The 16,473-nt window shown below is 69.9% G+C and carries 17 protein-coding genes; 6 read left to right on the forward strand and 11 right to left on the reverse strand.

Annotated elements, in window-relative coordinates:
- Positions 1 to 10: 10 nt before the first annotated feature.
- The gene (locus tag MKK55_RS24165) at positions 11 to 412 is read right to left on the reverse strand and encodes a F0F1 ATP synthase subunit epsilon (protein ID WP_147728188.1); all 402 of its coding nucleotides are present in this window, start codon (positions 410 to 412) and stop codon (positions 11 to 13) included.
- Here MKK55_RS24165 and MKK55_RS24170 point away from each other — a divergent pair.
- On the forward strand, positions 411 to 731 hold the full coding sequence (locus MKK55_RS24170) for a hypothetical protein (protein ID WP_243938029.1): 321 nt from the start codon (positions 411 to 413) through the stop codon (positions 729 to 731). The genes MKK55_RS24165 and MKK55_RS24170 overlap by 2 nt on opposite strands.
- A gap of 4 nt (positions 732 to 735) precedes the next feature.
- Here the strand turns inward: MKK55_RS24170 and atpD are convergent, their stop codons facing one another.
- The 6 genes from atpD to MKK55_RS24200 form a co-directional block, all read right to left on the reverse strand.
- Positions 736 to 2,193, reverse strand: a complete 1,458-nt coding sequence (gene atpD / locus MKK55_RS24175) for a F0F1 ATP synthase subunit beta (RefSeq protein WP_147728190.1) — start codon at positions 2,191 to 2,193, stop codon at positions 736 to 738.
- Positions 2,194 to 2,241: 48 nt separating this feature from the next.
- Positions 2,242 to 3,129 carry a F0F1 ATP synthase subunit gamma gene (locus MKK55_RS24180; protein ID WP_243938031.1) on the reverse strand — a complete coding sequence of 296 codons (888 nt, stop codon included), beginning with the start codon at positions 3,127 to 3,129 and terminating at the stop codon, positions 2,242 to 2,244.
- Positions 3,130 to 3,200: 71 nt separating this feature from the next.
- On the reverse strand, positions 3,201 to 4,736 hold the full coding sequence (atpA, locus tag MKK55_RS24185) for a F0F1 ATP synthase subunit alpha (RefSeq protein WP_147728192.1): 1,536 nt from the start codon (positions 4,734 to 4,736) through the stop codon (positions 3,201 to 3,203).
- 74 nt (positions 4,737 to 4,810) lie between these two features.
- The gene (locus MKK55_RS24190) at positions 4,811 to 5,380 is read right to left on the reverse strand and encodes a F0F1 ATP synthase subunit delta (protein WP_147728193.1); all 570 of its coding nucleotides are present in this window, start codon (positions 5,378 to 5,380) and stop codon (positions 4,811 to 4,813) included.
- Positions 5,381 to 5,613: 233 nt separating this feature from the next.
- Positions 5,614 to 6,303: a DsbA family protein gene (locus MKK55_RS24195; protein WP_243932154.1), complete on the reverse strand. Its 690-nt coding sequence runs from the start codon at positions 6,301 to 6,303 to the stop codon at positions 5,614 to 5,616.
- 112 nt (positions 6,304 to 6,415) lie between these two features.
- Positions 6,416 to 7,042: a 2-hydroxychromene-2-carboxylate isomerase gene (locus MKK55_RS24200; RefSeq protein WP_147729303.1), complete on the reverse strand. Its 627-nt coding sequence runs from the start codon at positions 7,040 to 7,042 to the stop codon at positions 6,416 to 6,418.
- A 308-nt stretch (positions 7,043 to 7,350) separates the two neighbouring features.
- On the opposite strand from MKK55_RS24200, the gene MKK55_RS24205 reads away from it, so the two are divergent.
- Positions 7,351 to 8,589 (forward strand): argininosuccinate synthase, encoded by a 1,239-nt coding sequence (locus MKK55_RS24205; RefSeq protein ID WP_147729302.1) that lies wholly within the window; start codon positions 7,351 to 7,353, stop codon positions 8,587 to 8,589.
- A 53-nt stretch (positions 8,590 to 8,642) separates the two neighbouring features.
- On the opposite strand, the gene MKK55_RS24210 is transcribed toward MKK55_RS24205, so the two are convergent.
- Entirely contained in the window at positions 8,643 to 9,185 is a 543-nt protein-coding gene (locus MKK55_RS24210; protein ID WP_147729301.1) for a hypothetical protein, read from the reverse strand.
- A 73-nt stretch (positions 9,186 to 9,258) separates the two neighbouring features.
- Entirely contained in the window at positions 9,259 to 9,867 is a 609-nt protein-coding gene (gene mtgA / locus MKK55_RS24215; RefSeq protein WP_405044393.1) for a monofunctional biosynthetic peptidoglycan transglycosylase, read from the reverse strand.
- A gap of 198 nt (positions 9,868 to 10,065) precedes the next feature.
- On the opposite strand from mtgA, the gene MKK55_RS24220 reads away from it, so the two are divergent.
- Both MKK55_RS24220 and leuB read left to right on the forward strand, forming a co-directional pair.
- Positions 10,066 to 11,028 (forward strand): polyprenyl synthetase family protein, encoded by a 963-nt coding sequence (locus tag MKK55_RS24220; protein WP_147728945.1) that lies wholly within the window; start codon positions 10,066 to 10,068, stop codon positions 11,026 to 11,028.
- A gap of 268 nt (positions 11,029 to 11,296) precedes the next feature.
- A complete protein-coding gene (gene leuB / locus MKK55_RS24225) occupies positions 11,297 to 12,406 on the forward strand; it encodes a 3-isopropylmalate dehydrogenase (protein WP_243938033.1) in 1,110 nt (369 codons plus the stop codon).
- Between the two features lie 74 nt (positions 12,407 to 12,480).
- Here leuB and MKK55_RS24230 read toward each other — a convergent pair whose 3' ends face one another.
- Positions 12,481 to 12,885, reverse strand: coding sequence for a hypothetical protein (locus MKK55_RS24230; RefSeq protein WP_147729876.1), 405 nt, complete (start codon positions 12,883 to 12,885; stop codon positions 12,481 to 12,483).
- A 185-nt stretch (positions 12,886 to 13,070) separates the two neighbouring features.
- Complete coding sequence (locus MKK55_RS24235; protein WP_243938035.1) at positions 13,071 to 13,910, reverse strand: hypothetical protein; 840 nt, start codon at positions 13,908 to 13,910, stop codon at positions 13,071 to 13,073.
- Between the two features lie 298 nt (positions 13,911 to 14,208).
- Here MKK55_RS24235 and MKK55_RS24240 point away from each other — a divergent pair, with 298 nt between their 5' ends.
- Positions 14,209 to 15,243, forward strand: a complete 1,035-nt coding sequence (locus MKK55_RS24240) for an aspartate-semialdehyde dehydrogenase (protein ID WP_147729787.1) — start codon at positions 14,209 to 14,211, stop codon at positions 15,241 to 15,243.
- 93 nt (positions 15,244 to 15,336) lie between these two features.
- Positions 15,337 to 16,473 (forward strand): PQQ-dependent dehydrogenase, methanol/ethanol family (locus MKK55_RS24245; protein WP_243938037.1); only part of this gene is annotated, 1,137 nt, incomplete at its 3' end.

Below are 16,473 nucleotides of genomic sequence, written 5' to 3' on the forward strand. Positions count from 1 at the left end.
GGCGAACGGCTCAGAGCTTGAGGAGGTTCTTGGTCTCTTGGAGCTGCACGATCTGGCCGTTCAGCTCCTCGCGCTTCTGCAGGTCCTCGGTGGCGTCGCGCTGCAGCTCGGCCGCCTCGATGTCGCGGTCGAGGGATTCCGGGGTCAGCTCCTCGATCGGCGCCGCGCGCTCGGCCAACACCGTCACCCCGGTCGGGCCGATGTCGGCGAAGCCGCCGCGGACGTAGATGCGCTTGCCGCTGTTGGCGCGCTCGGTGACCACGATCACGCCGACGCGGAGCGAGGTCAGCACCGGAGCGTGGCCGGCGAGGACGGTCATCTCGCCCTCGGTGCCGGGAAGCTGCACCGACTCGACCTCGCCGGAATACAGCGACCGCTCGGGGCCGACGAAATCGAAGTGGAAGGTGGCCATGCGCTCGGAATCCCGACGTTTGTCATTCCCGGCACGCGGCCTGCTGAAGGCTGCGTGCCGACCTGAGAGGTTAGGCCCTGCGCCGGTCCGTGGCGAAGCCGAGGCCGAAGCCGACCAGAGCGCCGATGCCGGCGAACAGGCCGATATGCTGCATCTGACCGGTGGTCAGCTCGCCGCCCCGGGTGCCGGCCGGGCGGTCGCCCTGCACCTCGACCGAGAGCGGCCCGATCTTGAGCTCGGCCGCCTCGGGCCGCGTGACGTAGCCGACGAGGCCGCCGGCCAGGAGGCCGACGACCAGAAGGATGATCTTGCCGTTTAAGACCTCAGGCGGCCTTCAGCTTCTTGGCCTTGGCCTGGGCGTCCTCGATGGTGCCGACCATGTAGAAGGCCGCCTCCGGCAGGTCGTCGTACTTGCCCTCGACGAGGCCCTTGAAGCCCTTGATGGTGTCTTCCAGCGGCACCTGGATGCCCGGCGAGCCGGTGAAGATCTCGGCCACCGAGAACGGCTGCGAGAAGAAGCGCTCGATCTTGCGGGCGCGGGCCACGGTCAGCTTGTCCTCTTCCGACAGCTCGTCCATCCCGAGGATGGCGATGATGTCCTGGAGCGACTTGTAGCGCTGCAGCGTCTGCTGAACCTTGCGGGCCACCTCGTAGTGCTCCTCGCCGAGGATCGCCGGCGAGAGCATGCGCGAGGTCGAGTCGAGCGGGTCCACCGCCGGGTAGATGCCCTTCTCGGCGATCGAGCGCGACAGCGTCGTGGTCGCGTCGAGGTGGGCGAAGGAGGCGGCGGGCGCCGGGTCGGTCAGATCGTCGGCCGGCACGTAGATCGCCTGCACCGAGGTGATCGAGCCCTTGTTGGTGGTGGTGATGCGCTCCTGCAGGGCGCCCATGTCGGTGGCCAGCGTCGGCTGGTAGCCCACCGCGGACGGGATGCGGCCGAGCAGCGCCGACACTTCCGAGCCGGCCTGGGTGAAGCGGAAGATGTTGTCCACGAAGAACAGCACGTCCTGGCCCTGGTCGCGGAAGTCCTCGGCGATGGTGAGGCCGGTGAGCGCGACGCGCGAGCGGGCGCCGGGCGACTCGTTCATCTGGCCGTAGACCAGCGCGCACTTGGAGCCCTCGGCCGAGCCGTTATGCTCCTTCGGGTCCATGTTGACCTTGGACTCGATCATCTCGTGGTAGAGATCGTTGCCCTCGCGGGTGCGCTCGCCGACACCGGCGAAGACCGAGTAGCCCGAGTGCACCTTGGCGATATTGTTGATCAGCTCCATGATCAGCACGGTCTTGCCGACGCCGGCGCCGCCGAACAGGCCGATCTTGCCGCCCTTGGCGTAGGGAGCGAGCAGGTCGACCACCTTGATGCCGGTGACGAGGATCTGCGACTCGGTCGACTGGTCGGTGTAGTCCGGCGCCGGCTGGTGGATGGCGCGCAGGCTGTCGGACTGGATCGGGCCGGCCTCGTCGATCGGCTCGCCGATGACGTTCATGATGCGGCCGAGCGTGTTGTGGCCGACCGGCACCATGATTGGCGAACCCGTGTCGGTGCATTCCTGCCCGCGGGTCAGGCCCTCGGAAGTGTCCATCGCGATGCAGCGCACGGTGCTCTCGCCGAGCTGGGCGGCGACTTCGAGAACGAGGCGGGCGCCGTTGTTCTTGGTCTCGAGCGCGTTCAGGATTTCCGGCAGGTGGCCGTCGAACTGGACGTCGACGACGGGGCCGATGACCTGGGTGATCTTGCCGACCTTGTTGGAGCCGGCGCCGGGGAGAGCGGTGTTTGCCATGATTGCGTGCCCTTGAAAGGTATGCGGTCGGTGCGCCGGTGAGGGCGCTTAGAGGGCTTCGGCGCCCGAGATGATCTCGATGAGTTCCTTGGTGATCATCGCCTGACGCGTGCGGTTGTAGATCAGCGTCTGCTTCTTGATCATCTCGCCCGCGTTGCGGGTCGCGGAATCCATGGCGCTCATACGGGCGCCCTGCTCGGAGGCCGCGTTCTCCAGGAGCGCCCGGTAGACCTGGACCGTGAGGTTCTTCGGCAGCAGCGTCTCGAGGATCGCTTCCTCGGACGGCTCGAACTCCAGGGCCGAGTCGGCCGGCGCGCCGGTGGTGCTGGCCACGCCCTCGGGCAGCTCCGCCGGGATCAGCCGCTGCGCCGTCGGGATCTGCGAGATCACCGAACGGAACTCGGAGAAGAACAGCGTCGCGACGTCGAACTCGCCGGCCTCGTACCGGGTCAGGATCTTGTCGGCGATCTCGGCGGCGAAGGGGTAGTCCACCGGGCGGTTGCCGCGGATGTCCTGGCTCTCGACGATCTGCTCGCGGAACTGGCGGCGCAGCTGGTCGAGGCCCTTCTTGCCGACCGTCATCATCTTGACGGTCTTGCCCTCGGCCATGAGCTTGTCGGCATGGGCCCGCGCCAGGCGCGCGATCGACGAGTTGAAGGCGCCGCACAGGCCGCGGTCGCCGGTGCAGACGATCAGCAGGTGCGTCTGGTCTTTGCCGGTGCCGGCCAGCAGCTTCGGGGCGCCGACGCCGCCGACGAGGTTCCCGGCGAGGTTGCCGAGCACGGCCGCCATCTTCTCGGCGTAGGGCCGGCCGCTCTCGGCGGCCGTCTGGGCGCGCCGCAGCTTCGCGGCGGCGACCATCTGCATCGCCTTGGTGATCTTCTGCGTCGCCTTCACCGAAGTGATGCGGTTGCGCAGATCCTTCAAACTCGCCATCGGGTGGTCCGGTCTCTCAGGGCCTGTTCACGATCGGGCGCCCGTCGCCGGGCGCCCGATGCGGCGGGTTCTCAGTTCGCGAGCGACTTGGCCACGCCCTCGACCACGCTCTTCAGCTTGGCGGCGCTGTCGTCCGACAGGTCCTTCGAGTCGCGGATGGTGGAGAGCAGGTCGGCGTGCTTGGAGCGCAGCGCGGAGAGCAGCGCGTCCTCGAACGGGCGGACCTTCGCCACCGGCATCTTGTCGAGGTAGCCGTTGACGCCGGCGTAGATCACCGCGACCTGCTCTTCCATCTTCAGCGGCGAGAATTGCGGCTGCTTCAGGAGCTCGGTGAGGCGCGAGCCGCGGTTGAGCAGCTGCTGGGTCGAGGCGTCGAGATCCGAGCCGAACTGGGCGAAGGCCGCCATCTCGCGGTACTGCGCCAGCTCGCCCTTGATCTTGCCGGCGACCTTCTTCATCGCCTTGGTCTGGGCCGAGGAGCCGACGCGCGAGACCGAGAGGCCGACGTTCACCGCCGGGCGGATGCCCTGGTAGAACAGGTCGGTCTCCAGGAAGATCTGGCCGTCGGTGATCGAGATCACGTTGGTCGGGATGTAGGCCGAGACGTCGTTGGCCTGGGTCTCGATGACCGGAAGGGCGGTCAGCGAGCCGTTGCCGGCGGCATCGCCCATCTTGGCGGCGCGCTCGAGCAGGCGCGAGTGCAGGTAGAACACGTCGCCGGGATAGGCCTCGCGGCCCGGCGGGCGGCGCAGCAGCAGCGACATCTGGCGGTAGGCCACGGCCTGCTTGGAGAGATCGTCGTACGAGATCACGGCGTGCATGCCGTTGTCGCGGAAGTACTCGCCCATGGCGCAGCCGGCGAACGGCGCGATGAACTGCATCGGCGCGGCGTCCGAGGCGGTGGCGGCGATGACGATCGAGTACTCCATCGCGCCCTGGTCCTCGAGGACCTTCACGAACTGGGCCACCGTCGAGCGCTTCTGGCCGATCGCGACGTAGATGCAGTAGAGCTTCGAGGTCTCGTCGCCGCCCGCGGCGTGGCCGGGCTTCTGGTTCAGGATCGTGTCGAGCACGATCGCGGTCTTGCCGGTCTGGCGATCGCCGATGATCAGCTCGCGCTGGCCGCGGCCGACCGGGATCAGGGCGTCGACGGCCTTGAGGCCGGTCGCCATCGGCTCGTGCACCGACTTGCGCGGGATGATGCCCGGCGCCTTCACGTCAACGCGGCGACGCTCGGTCGACTGGATCGGGCCCTTGCCGTCGATCGGGTTGCCGAGGCCGTCCACGACGCGGCCGAGCAGGGCCTTGCCGACCGGCACGTCCACGATCGCGCCGGTGCGCTTGACGGTCTGGCCTTCCTTGATGTCGCGATCGGAGCCGAAGATCACGATGCCGACGTTGTCCTGCTCGAGGTTGAGCGCCATGCCGCGCACGCCCGACTCGAACTCGACCATCTCGCCGGCCTGGACGTTGTCGAGGCCGTAGGCGCGGGCGATGCCGTCGCCGACGGACAGGACCTGGCCGACCTCGGAGACTTCGGCTTCCTCGCCGAAGTTCTTGATCTGGTCTTTCAGGATCGCGGAGATCTCGGCGGCGCGGATGTCCATCGTCGGGCCCTTCAGTTCGTTCGAATCAGGTGTTTACGTGTGATGGCGGGAGCCGGAGCGTCCTCTCGGACGGCCTAGCGCGCTTCCCGCATCGCGAGACGGATGCCGTTGAGCTTGGTCCGGAGCGAGGCGTCGACCATGCGCGAGCCCATCTTGACGATGAGGCCGCCGATCAGGCTGGGGTCGACGTGCAGGTCGAGGTCGATCTCGGACTTGGCGACGTCGCGCAAGCTCGCCTTGATCTCTTCCAGCACCGCGTCGGAGGGACGCTCCGCCACCCGGACCTCGGCGCGGACGATGCCCTTCGACTCGCGCACCAGGCTGCGGAACGCGGAGATCATGCCGGGCAGCGCGAACAGGCGGCGGTTGGCGGCCGAGAGGCGGATGAAGTTGGCGGCCAGGCCGGTGATGCCGGCCTTCTCGAGGATCGCGCCGATCGCGGCGGCCTGCTCCTCGCCGGAGAAGACCGGGCTGCGCACGAGGCGGCGGAGGTCGGCGCTCTCCTTGAGCAGGGCGTCGAAGCGCTCCAGGCCCTCGGCCGTCGCATCGACCTGACGCTCGTCACGGGCGAGATCGAACAGGGCGGAGGCGTATCGACCCGACACGCCGCCGACCAGGGAACCCTCGGAACCGTTCTGCGCCACCCGTCGCTCTCTCTTGTTCCTTGGCCCTTCGGTTCCGACCGGGCCGCGCCGTACTGAGGGCGCCGGGCCGGAGACCGTCGGGAAATGGGATTGTGCCGGGCGGTCGGGGACCATGAAGATCCCTCGGCCGGCGCGGCGACCGCCTAGCATGGCAACCGGAGCCGCGCAAGGCGATCGGCCGGCGGCGGCGCCCCGGCCGAGCTTGCGCGAAAGCCGCGATCCGCAGGTGTCGATCAGCAGGCGAGGCGATCGCACCGGCGCGTGGCGGCGATCATCTTCGCCATCGCCCGCGCGCCCGGATGGCCGAGGATGCCGGCATTGCCGAGCACGTAGGACGGGGTCGCGTAGAGGCCGAGATCGGCCGCGATCCGCATCTGGCTCTTGAGCGCTTCGCGGACCTCGTCGCTGTCGGCGATCGTCTCCAGATCCGGGCCGGCGATGCCGAGCGCGGTGCCGGCGGCGAGCGCGCCGGGGCCGTCGATCTTGCCGGGCTTGCCGAGCAGCTGGCCGTAGAAGGCCCAGGCGGCCTCGGAGCCGAGCTTGCGCTGGACGGCCAGCGCCACCTTGGCGGCCTGCGCCGATTGCGGCGACAGGATCGGGTTCTGCACCAGGCCGATCCGAAGCGCCGGGTCGGCGGCGTGCAGCGCGATCACGTCGGCGGCGGCCTTGCGGCAGTAGGGGCAGTTGAAGTCGAAGAACTCGTACAGCGTCGTCTCGGCCTCGCGCGGGCCGACATAGGTGACGCCGCGCAGGGACGCGATCTGCCCGGTGATCTCGCCGGGCAGCACCGAGTTGGCGACCGCCCTGCCCTCGTCGCTCGTCACCGCGACCCGCTGCCCGTAGGACTGGGCGCGGGCGGCCCCGGCGAGGGCGACGCCGGCGGCGGCCGAGGTCGCGAGGAGGTGGCGGCGGGTGAAGGGCATGGCGGCGTCCGGGCGGCGGTGTCGAGCCCGCGCATCAGCCCGGCGATTCAGGCGATGTCGGGGCCTTCGGCCGGATTGTTTCGCCGCGGGATCCGTTCGGCGCGAATTCTCGTCAGCGCATGTCGCCCGGCCGCTCGCCGGCGGCCCAGGCCAGCGCCTGCTCGAGCCGGTCGTTGCCCCAGAAGAGCTCGCCGTCGTCGGTCAGGAAGGTCGGGGCGCCGAAGATGCCGCGCGAGCGTGCCTCCTCGCCGACGACGCGGAGCTTGGTCTTGTTGGCCTCGCTCGCCGCCGCCTTGAGCTGCTGCGTCCCGTCGAGGCCGAGTCCGTTGAGGATCTCGACCACCGCCGCGGGCTCCGCGATCGAGCGGCCGTGCGCGAAGCAGGATTCGAACACCGCCTTCGAGAACGGCACCAGCCAGTCCTGGTCCTGCCCGAGGATCGCGGCGCGGGTCGCGCTGAGGCTGTTCTGCGGGAACGGATCGGGGCGGCGCACGGGCGGCAGGCCGCAGCGCGCGGCTTCGCGCTCCAGGTCGCGCCACATGTTCCGGCCCTTGGCCGGGTAGAGGTTGAAGGGGGAGCTGGTCCAGCCCTGCGAGGCGAAGATCGGCCCGACCAGGAACGGGCGCCAGCGCACGGCGACGCCGGCCGCCGCGGCCAGTCCCTCGATCCGGGCGGCGGCGAGGTAGGAATAGGTCGAAGCGAACTCGTACCAGAACTCGAGGGTCGGCTGGCGCGCCATGGTGATCGCTTCTCCGGGTCTGGATGTCGGCACGCAAATCTCGCACCCGTCGGTGTCGGGAGCGAGGCGGCATCGGGCGCGTGGACGAGGGTCCGCGACGCCCCGCACGCCTGATCGAACGTCCGTCCCGGCATGCCGGTTGCAGGCCGTTCCGGTTGCAGGCTTCGGGACGGCGCGATAAGCCGCCGCAACCCCCGGCCCGCCGCCCTTGGCCCTCGCCTTCGGTCCGTCGCCCGAGGCCCTCGCCCCAAGTCCATCGCCCCAAGTCCCTCGCCCCTGCCCATCGCCGCGAACACCCGAAGGTCCGCATGTCCGAGCCCGACAAGAAGCCCGTGAACAAGGTGGTGCTGGCCTATTCCGGCGGCCTCGACACCTCGATCATCCTGAAATGGCTGCAGACGACCTACGGCTGCGAGGTGATCACCTTCACCGCCGATCTCGGGCAGGGCGAGGAGCTGGAGCCGGCCCGCCGCAAGGCGGAGCTGCTCGGGATCAAGCCGGAGAACATCTTCATCGAGGACCTGCGCGAGGAATTCGTGCGGGACTACGTGTTCCCGATGTTCCGCGCCAACGCGGTCTACGAGGGCGTCTACCTGCTCGGCACCTCGATCGCCCGGCCGCTGATCGCCAAGAAGCAGATCGAGATCGCCGAGCGCCTCGGCGCCGACGCGGTCTGCCACGGCGCCACCGGCAAGGGCAACGACCAGGTCCGGTTCGAGCTCGGCTACTACGCCCTGAAGCCCGACGTGACGGTCATCGCCCCCTGGCGCGAATGGGACCTGAAGAGCCGCGAGCAGCTGATCGCCTTCGCGGAAGCGCATCAGATCCCGATCGCCAAGGACAAGCGCGGCGAGAGCCCGTTCTCGGTGGACGCCAACCTCCTGCACGCCTCCTCCGAGGGCAAGGTGCTGGAGGACCCGGCCGACGAGGTGCCGGACTACGTCTTCTCGCGCACGCTCTCGCCCGAGGAGGCGCCCGACACGCCGACGATCATCACCGTCGGCTTCGAGAAGGGCGACGCGGTCTCCATCGACGGCGAGGCGCTGTCCCCGGCCTCGCTCCTGGCCAGGCTCAACCAGCTCGGCCACGACAACGGCATCGGCCGGCTCGACCTCGTCGAGAACCGCTTCGTCGGCATGAAGAGCCGCGGCATGTACGAGACGCCCGGCGGCACCATCCTGCTGCCGGCCCACCGCGCGATCGAGTCGATCACGCTGGACCGGGGCGCGGCGCACCTGAAGGACCAGATCATGCCGCAATACGCGGAGCTGATCTACAACGGCTTCTGGTTCTCGCCCGAGCGCGAGATGCTGCAGGCGCTGATCGACAAGAGCCAGGAGAAGGTCACCGGCGAGGTCCGGCTGAAGCTCTACAAGGGCGGCGTCCACGTCATCGGCCGGACGAGCCCGCACTCGCTCTACGACCAGGACCTCGTCACCTTCGAGGAAGGCGCCGTCGCCTACGACCACCGCGACGCGGCGGGCTTCATCAAGCTCAACGCGCTGCGGCTGCGGACCCTGGCGCAGCGCAAGAAGCGGGACGCCTGAGGGCCTGCACCCTCCCCCGCGAAGGGGGAGGGAAGCCGCCGGGCGACCGCGGCCTAGGCGTAGTCGCCCGGCGCGATGTCGGCGTAGCGCAGGAAGATCTGCAGCGCCGGCTGGATCTCGTGGTGCAGGGCGGAATCCGGCACCGGCGTCGCGCCGTAGGGCGCCTCCGCGTCGACGCAGGGCACGTCCAGCGCATCGCTCCAGCGCACGGCGAGGTGCGGGATTAGCGCGAGGTGCTCGGCGGTGACGTCGAAGGTGATGTGCTCCGGCGTGGCGCCGTCCGCGTCGCGGAACACGTCGCCGGCCCGGCCCGGATCGAGCTTGGCCAGGGGGTTGTGGTACTGGTAGCGCCCGGGCTTGAGCACCGCGTGGCGGACGAAGGCGGCGAACGCCGCGCCGACCGCCCGGTGCTCCGCGTCGGCCCCCTCGTCGTCGCCGGTGACGTTGGCGATGTCGTCGTCCCGCGCGGTCGAGCCGTAGGGCGCGTCCGGGTGGATCATCGGCGCTCCCGCCCCGTCGGCGTTCCAGCCGACGACGAGGCGGCGGATCAGGGCGATCCGCTCCAGGGTGATCTCTGTGGTGCCGGTCTCGGCCATGGCGCTCGTTCTCGTTCGGATCACGCTCCCTAACCGCATCGGGCCGGCCTGCGAACCGGGGATCTGAAAAAACTCACCCCCTCAGGCAGCCCATCAGGCCCTCGACCTGCCCCATTCGGCCCTGGATGCGCTCGGCCTGCGCCCGCACCCCGCGCGAGGGCCGCCCGGCGCTGCGCCGGATCGGGTTCGGCAGGGTCGCGGCGAGCAGGGCCGCCTCGCCGCGGGTGAGGTCGCGGGCGTTCTTGCCGAACCAGTGCCGGGCGGCGGCCTGCGCGCCGTAGACGCCGTCGCCCCACTCGGCGACGTTGAGGTAGATCTCCATCATCCGCCGCTTGCCCCAGAGCGCGTCGAGGAGAAACGCGAGCGGGATCTCCAGCGCCTTGCGGAGGTAGGACCGGCCGGGCCAGAGAAAGACGTTCTTCACCGTCTGCATCGCGATCGTCGAGGCGCCGCGGCTCGGGCCGTCCTCGTCGTCGACCACGTCGCGCAGGGCCCCGACGTCGACCCCGTTGTCGAGGCAGAAGCGCTGGTCCTCGGAGGCGACCACCGCCTGGACCAGCGCCGGCGCGATCGCCGATAGCGGCACCGCCTCGCGAGCCACCGGCTGCAGCGTCAACCATCGCCCGAGCATCAGGGTTGAGGGCGGCGTCACCGCGCTATAGAGCAGCGCCAGCGCGAGCATGAGGACGATCCCGACCGCCGGGACGAGCAGGATGCGCCCGACGAGCTTCCGGACCCGCCGCGACGGTGGCGGCAGCTGCGGGCGCCCCAGCGACCTCAGGTCCCGCGCCTCGGTACTCTGCGCGTCGCGACCCGGCGCCGCTTTGCTATCGTCCGCCCGCACCGTGTCGCGTCCCACTCCCGCCAAGGCCCGTTCCCGATGACCTCAACGCAGGCTCACCCCGCTCCGGTCAAGTCGCAAGCCGCCGGCGACGGGTTTTCCCACAAGCTCGCCCGCGTGGCCGACACGGTGGAGACCTTCCTCGTCGAGCGCCTCGGCCCCGAGGTCGGCCCCGGCGAGATCGCGCGCCCGCCCCGCCTGATGGAGGCGATGCGCCATGCGGTGCTCGGCGGCGGCAAGCGCCTGCGCCCGTTTCTCGCGGTCGAGACCGCGCGCATGCTCGGCGGCTCCGAGGCCGGCGCGCTCGCGGCCGGCGCCGGCGTCGAGCTGGTGCACTGCTACTCGCTCGTCCACGACGACATGCCGGCGATGGACGACGACGACATGCGCCGCGGCAAGCCGACCGTGCACAAGGCCTACGACGAGGCCACCGCGATCCTCGTCGGCGACGCGCTGCAGACCCTGGCCTTCGAGATCGTGGCCGACCCGACCTGGCAGCCCGACCCGTCGATCCGTGCCGACCTCGTGCTCGGCCTCGCCCGCGCCTCGGGCTTGGGCGGCATGGTCGGCGGCCAGCTGCTCGACCTGACGGCGGAAGGCCGCTTCGGCCCGGTCTCCCTCGACGTGGACGACACGCTGCGGATGCAGGCGATGAAGACCGGCGCCATCCTCGCCTTCTCGGTCGAGGCCGGCGCGATGGTCGGCGGCGCCACCCGGGACGAGCGCGCCGCGCTGCTGCGCTACGGCCTCGCGCTGGGCCAGGCCTTCCAGATCGCCGACGACATCCTCGACCGCGAGGCCTCGCCGGAGGCGATGGGCAAGGCCACCGGCAAGGACAAGGACGCCGGCAAGGCGACCCTCGTCGACCGCCTCGGCCTCGACGGCGCCCGGGCCGAGTGCGACCGGCTGGTCGGCGTCTGCGAGGAGGCGGTGGCCCGCTGGGGCGACCGGGCGCGGACCCTGTGCGAGGCGGCCCGGTTCACGGTGGCGCGGAAGGTGTGACGTTTCCAAAGCGGTCGAATCAGGGCGCGCGTTTCGCGCCGGTTCGATCGGATCGTCCCACCCACGCCCTCATCCTGAGGTGCCCGCGTGAGCGGGCCTCGAAGGAGTTCTCCAGCACCCTCGCGATCTCTGGAGCGTTCCCTCTAGGCCTCCGCTTCGCTCCATCGCCTCAGGATGCGGAAGTGGAGTGGGACAGTCGAAGATCGGTAAGGCCGGTCGAAGTGAGTCGTTACGGCTCTCAATGACCCATCGATAAGAGGCGAACTCCATGACCACGTACAAGCTCCTGCTCCTGCCCGGCGACGGGATCGGCCCCGAGGTGATGGCCGGCGTCGAGACGGTGCTGACGGCGCTGGCCGAGACCGGGCTCGCCACCTTCGAGACCGAGACCGACCTCGTCGGCGGCTCGGCCATCGACGCCCACGGCAAGCCGCTCTCGGATGCGACGCTGGCCAACGCCGACGCGGCGGACGCGATCCTGCTCGGGGCCGTCGGCGGGCCGAAGTGGAACGGCGTGGCCTACGAGATCCGCCCCGAGGCCGGCCTGCTGCGGCTGCGCAAGGACCTCGGCCTGTTCGCGAACCTGCGCCCGGCGATCTGCTACCCGGCGCTGGCCGACGCCTCGGCGCTCAAGCGCGAGCTGGTCGAGGGCCTCGACATCATGATCGTGCGCGAGCTCACCGGCGGCGTGTACTTCGGCGAGCCGAAGGAGATCACCACCCTGCCCGACGGCTCGAAGCGGGCCGTGGACACGCAGGTCTACACCACCGCCGAGATCGAGCGGATCGCGCACGTCGCCTTCGATCTCGCGGGCAAGCGCTCCGGCCGGGTCGCCTCCGCCGAGAAGCACAACGTGATGAAGTCCGGCGTGCTGTGGAAGGAGGTCGTCACCGAGGTGCACGCCCGCCACTACGCGGGAATCGCGCTGGAGCACGTGCTCGCCGACAACTGCGCGATGCAGCTGGTGCGGCGCCCGAAGCAGTTCGACGTGCTGGTGACGGACAACCTGTTCGGCGACGTGCTCTCCGACGTCGCCGCCATGCTCACCGGCTCGCTCGGGATGCTGCCCTCGGCCTCCCTCGGCGCGGTCGACGCGCGCGGGACCCGGAAGGCGCTCTATGAGCCGGTGCACGGCTCGGCGCCCGACATTGCCGGCCAGGACAAGGCCAACCCGATCGCGATGATCGGCTCGCTCGCCATGTGTCTGCGCTACTCGTTCGGCCTCGGCGAGGCGGCCGACCTCGTCGACGGCGCAATCACCGCGGCGCTGGCCGGCGGCGCGCGCACGGCCGACATCGCGAGCGACGGCGCCCCGGTGCTCGGCACCCGCGCGATGGCCGAGCTGATCGCGTCCGAGCTGCGCGTCCGCGCGGCCTGAGCGGCGAGACGCCACGCATGAAAAAGGGCGCGCAGCCCGTGCTGCGCGCCCCGATCGACGAGGTCCGTGTCGGCTTAGTACGGGTTGCCGTAGCGCGCGACGTAGGAGGTCGGATCGATCGCGTCGATCGCCGAGAAGTCGACGTTGCGGATCGCGCTCGACCGGGCGCCGATGAACGGGCCGTTGGTGATCGGGTCGGGCAGGATGCCGCCGCCGTAGCCGTCGTTGCGGCCGTAGACCGGGTTGAGCTGGTTCGACTGCGCGATCAGGACCGGGTTGGTGGCCGGGTTGCTCACCGAGCCGTTGCCCGGCTCGACGACGTTGCCGGCATCCAGCCAGCTGCGCGGGCGGATGCGGATCGGCAGCGGACGGCTGACGCGGTAGCCCGGGGCGTAACCGTCCTGGGCCTGGACCGGCGCGGTGAAGCCGAGGCCGGTGACGGCGAGGGCGCCCAGCAGGGCGATCTTGATCGAGCGCATGACGCACCTTGTTTGAATGCGGGGTCGGGTATGGCGCCGAGAGATTAAGAATCCGGTGCCTGTTGCGGGGTAGACGCCCGAGCGCGGCCGCGGTTCCGGAAAAACGGCTCAGCTTGCGTGTTTTGCCGCATTGTCGCCCCAATCGCGCAAAGGGGCTCGCCGCCCCGATCACGCGAAGGGCTCGCTCAAGGATGCTGCGGTTTCCGCGCGGGCGGCGTGCGGCGCGGCACGATCGAGCCGGTGCGGCCTTCCGGCTCCCCGGACGACAGCGCCCGGATCGGGTCGCAGTTAGCGTCGCGGCGGCCCTCCGCGTCGGCGAAGACCGCGCTCGTGGCCGGGTCGGCGCGCGCGTCGAGGGTGAGCGCGTCGAGGGTGCAGGCGAGCGTGCGCGGCTCGGGCGGCTGCCCGAGGGGCGCACAGAGCCAGCCGTCGATCCGCGCCGGCTGGGCCTCCAGGGTGACGAAGCCGGTGCAGATCCGGCGCCCCGCGCCCGACAGCGTCGCCTCCAGCGTCTCGACCGCACCGAATTTCGTGGCGATCCGCCCGCGCTGGCCGGTCCGGATCACCGAGAGGTTCGGGCCCTCCGCCGCCCGCCGGGCCAGGGTCACGAACAGGCCGGGCTGCGGCTCGGGGGCGTCCCGCGTCAGGGTGAGGCGCAGATGCGTCTCCTCGATCGCCGCGAAGTCGCCGCGGCCCAGCGTCTGCTCCTGCCGGCCGTGCCGCGGTTCGATCCGGGCGGCCTCGCCCGCCAGGTCGAGGCGCAGGCGCCCGGCCGTCTCGGCCGGGACGGCGGGCCGTGGCGCGAGCGTCATGGCCGGCACGAAGGCGATCCCGAGATCGGTGGTCGTGACGGGGGCCGGCGCCGGCTCGGGCGGACGCGTCCGGGCCGTCTCGCGGGACAGCACGCTCAGCGCGCCGATCGTCAGCACGGCGCCGACCGCTCGGCCGGCGAAGGCGACGAGCCGCCACCGCCGCGGCGCGGCCGCCGCGGGCGCGAGGCCGGGGAACGTCTCGTCTGTGGCCATCGGATGCGGTCGCGCCTCGGGAAAGCGCCTGCATCCTCCGCCCGGATCCCCTCCCCGGTGGTTTCGATCCGCCGCCCGAGGCCGGCTTTCTCGGCACGCGGTGAATCGAACCTTGCCGCGGGGATGCATGACGAAGCGCGGGAGGCATGACGCCGCCTCCCTTGACAGGCGAGCGACCCCGGCGCCTTGCTCCCGCCTTCCGCAGGTCCCACCTTGCGACGTCGCGGGGCCGGCGGGTCATGGCCCGACGCGGGCGGCGGATGCCGGGATCGCGCGCGGCAAGCGGAGTCTGATCGAGATGGGTTACAAGGTCGCCATCGTCGGCGCCACGGGGAACGTGGGCCGCGAGATGCTGGACATCCTCGCCGAGCGGGCCTTCCCCGCCGACGAGGTCGTGGCTCTGGCTTCGCGCCGCAGCCAGGGCCAGGAAGTCTCCTTCGGCGACAAGATCCTCAAGGTCAAAGCCCTCGACACCTACGACTTCTCCGACACCGACATCTGCCTGATGTCGGCCGGCGGCGAGACCTCCAAGGAGTGGTCGCCCCGCATCGGCGCGCAGGGCTGCGTGGTGATCGATAACTCGTCGGCGTTCCGCTACGAGTCGGACGTACCGCTGATCGTGCCCGAGGTGAACGCTGACGCGGTGGTCGGCTTCTCCAAGCGCAACATCATCGCCAACCCGAACTGCTCGACGGCGCAGCTCGTGGTCGCCCTGAAGCCGCTGCACGAGGCGGCGACGATCAAGCGCGTGGTGATCTCGACCTACCAGTCGGTCTCCGGCGCCGGCAAGGACGCGATGGACGAGCTGTTCAACCAGACCCGCGCCGTGTTCACGGCCGGCGAGGTGAAGCAGGAGAAGTTCACCAAGCGCATCGCCTTCAACGTCATCCCGCACATCGACGTGTTCATGGAGGACGGCTACACCAAGGAAGAGTGGAAGCTGGTCGCCGAGACCAAGAAGATGCTCGACCCCAAGATCAAGCTCACGGCCACCGCCGTGCGCGTGCCGGTGTTCATCGGCCACGCGGAGGCCGTCAACGTCGAGTTCGAGCGACCGATCTCCGCCGAGGAGGCGACCGCGATCCTGCGCTCGGCGCCCGGCATCCTGGTGATCGATAAGCGCGAGAACGGCGGCTACATGACCCCGCACGAGGCGGCGGGCGAGGACGCCACCTACATCTCCCGCATCCGCGAGGACGCGACGGTGGAGAACGGACTGAATTTCTGGTGCGTCTCGGACAACCTGCGCAAGGGCGCCGCCCTGAACACGGTCCAGATCGCCGAGCTCCTGATCAACCGCAAGCTGATCGGCCGGGACAGGAAGGCGGCCTGAACGTCGTCCGACGATCGGGATCCATGATTGATCGAGGCGCCGTCCCGCTGGTCGGGCGGCGCCTTTTCATTTTGCAGATCAGGCTGCCGAGCGATGAATCTCGATCTTGGACCGCACCTGCTCCTCGTCGCTCTCGCATCGACCAGCCCGGCGATCGCGAACGACGATCTGATGAAGCATCTGGCGAACCCGGCCGAGCAGGTGCTGCAGACGGTCGACTACGCCAACACGCGCTATTCGAAGCTCGACCAGATCAACGCGGGCAACGTCAAGAACCTCCAGGTGGCCTGGACCTTCTCGACGGGCGTTCTGCGCGGCCACGAGGGCTCGCCGCTCGTCGTCGGCAACATGATGTACGTCCACACGCCGTTCCCGAACATCGTCTACGCGCTCGACCTCGACCATGAGGCCAAGATCGTGTGGAAGTACGAGCCCAAGCAGGACCCGTCGGTGATCCCGGTGATGTGCTGCGACACGGTCAACCGCGGCCTGGCCTACTCGGACAACGCGATCATCCTGCACCAGGCCGACACCACGGTGGTGTCGCTCGACGCCAAGACCGGCAAGGTGAACTGGTCGGTGGTGAACGGCGACCCGAAGAAGGGCGAGACCAACACCGCCACGGTCCTGCCGGTGAAGGACAAGATCATCGTCGGCATCTCGGGCGGCGAGTTCGGCGTGCAGTGCCACGTGACCGCCTACGACGCCAAGACCGGCAAGAAGGTCTGGCGCGGCTACTCGATCGGCCCGGACGACCAGATGCTGGTCGACCCGGAGAAGACCACCTACCTCGGCAAGCCGGTGGGCAAGGACTCGTCGACCAAGACCTGGGAAGGCGACCAGTGGAAGACCGGCGGCGGCTGCACCTGGGGCTGGTTCTCCTACGACCCCAAGCTCGACCTGATGTACTACGGCTCGGGCAACCCCTCGACCTGGAACCCCAAGCAGCGTCCGGGCGACAACCGCTGGTCGATGACCATCTGGGCGCGTAACCCCGACACGGGCGTGGCCAAGTGGGTCTACCAGATGACCCCCCACGACGAGTGGGACTACGACGGCATCAACGAGATGATCCTCACGGATCAGAAGGTCGGCGGCAAGGAGACCCCGCTGCTGACCCACTTCGACCGCAACGGCTTCGGCTACACACTCAACCGCGCCACCGGCGAACTCCTCGTCGCCGAGAAGTTCGACCCGGTCGTCAACTGGGCCTCCAAGGTCGATATGGAC

Origin of the sequence: Methylobacterium sp. J-059 (assembly GCF_022829485.1) — a bacterium.
Lineage (GTDB): Bacteria > Pseudomonadota > Alphaproteobacteria > Rhizobiales > Beijerinckiaceae > Methylobacterium.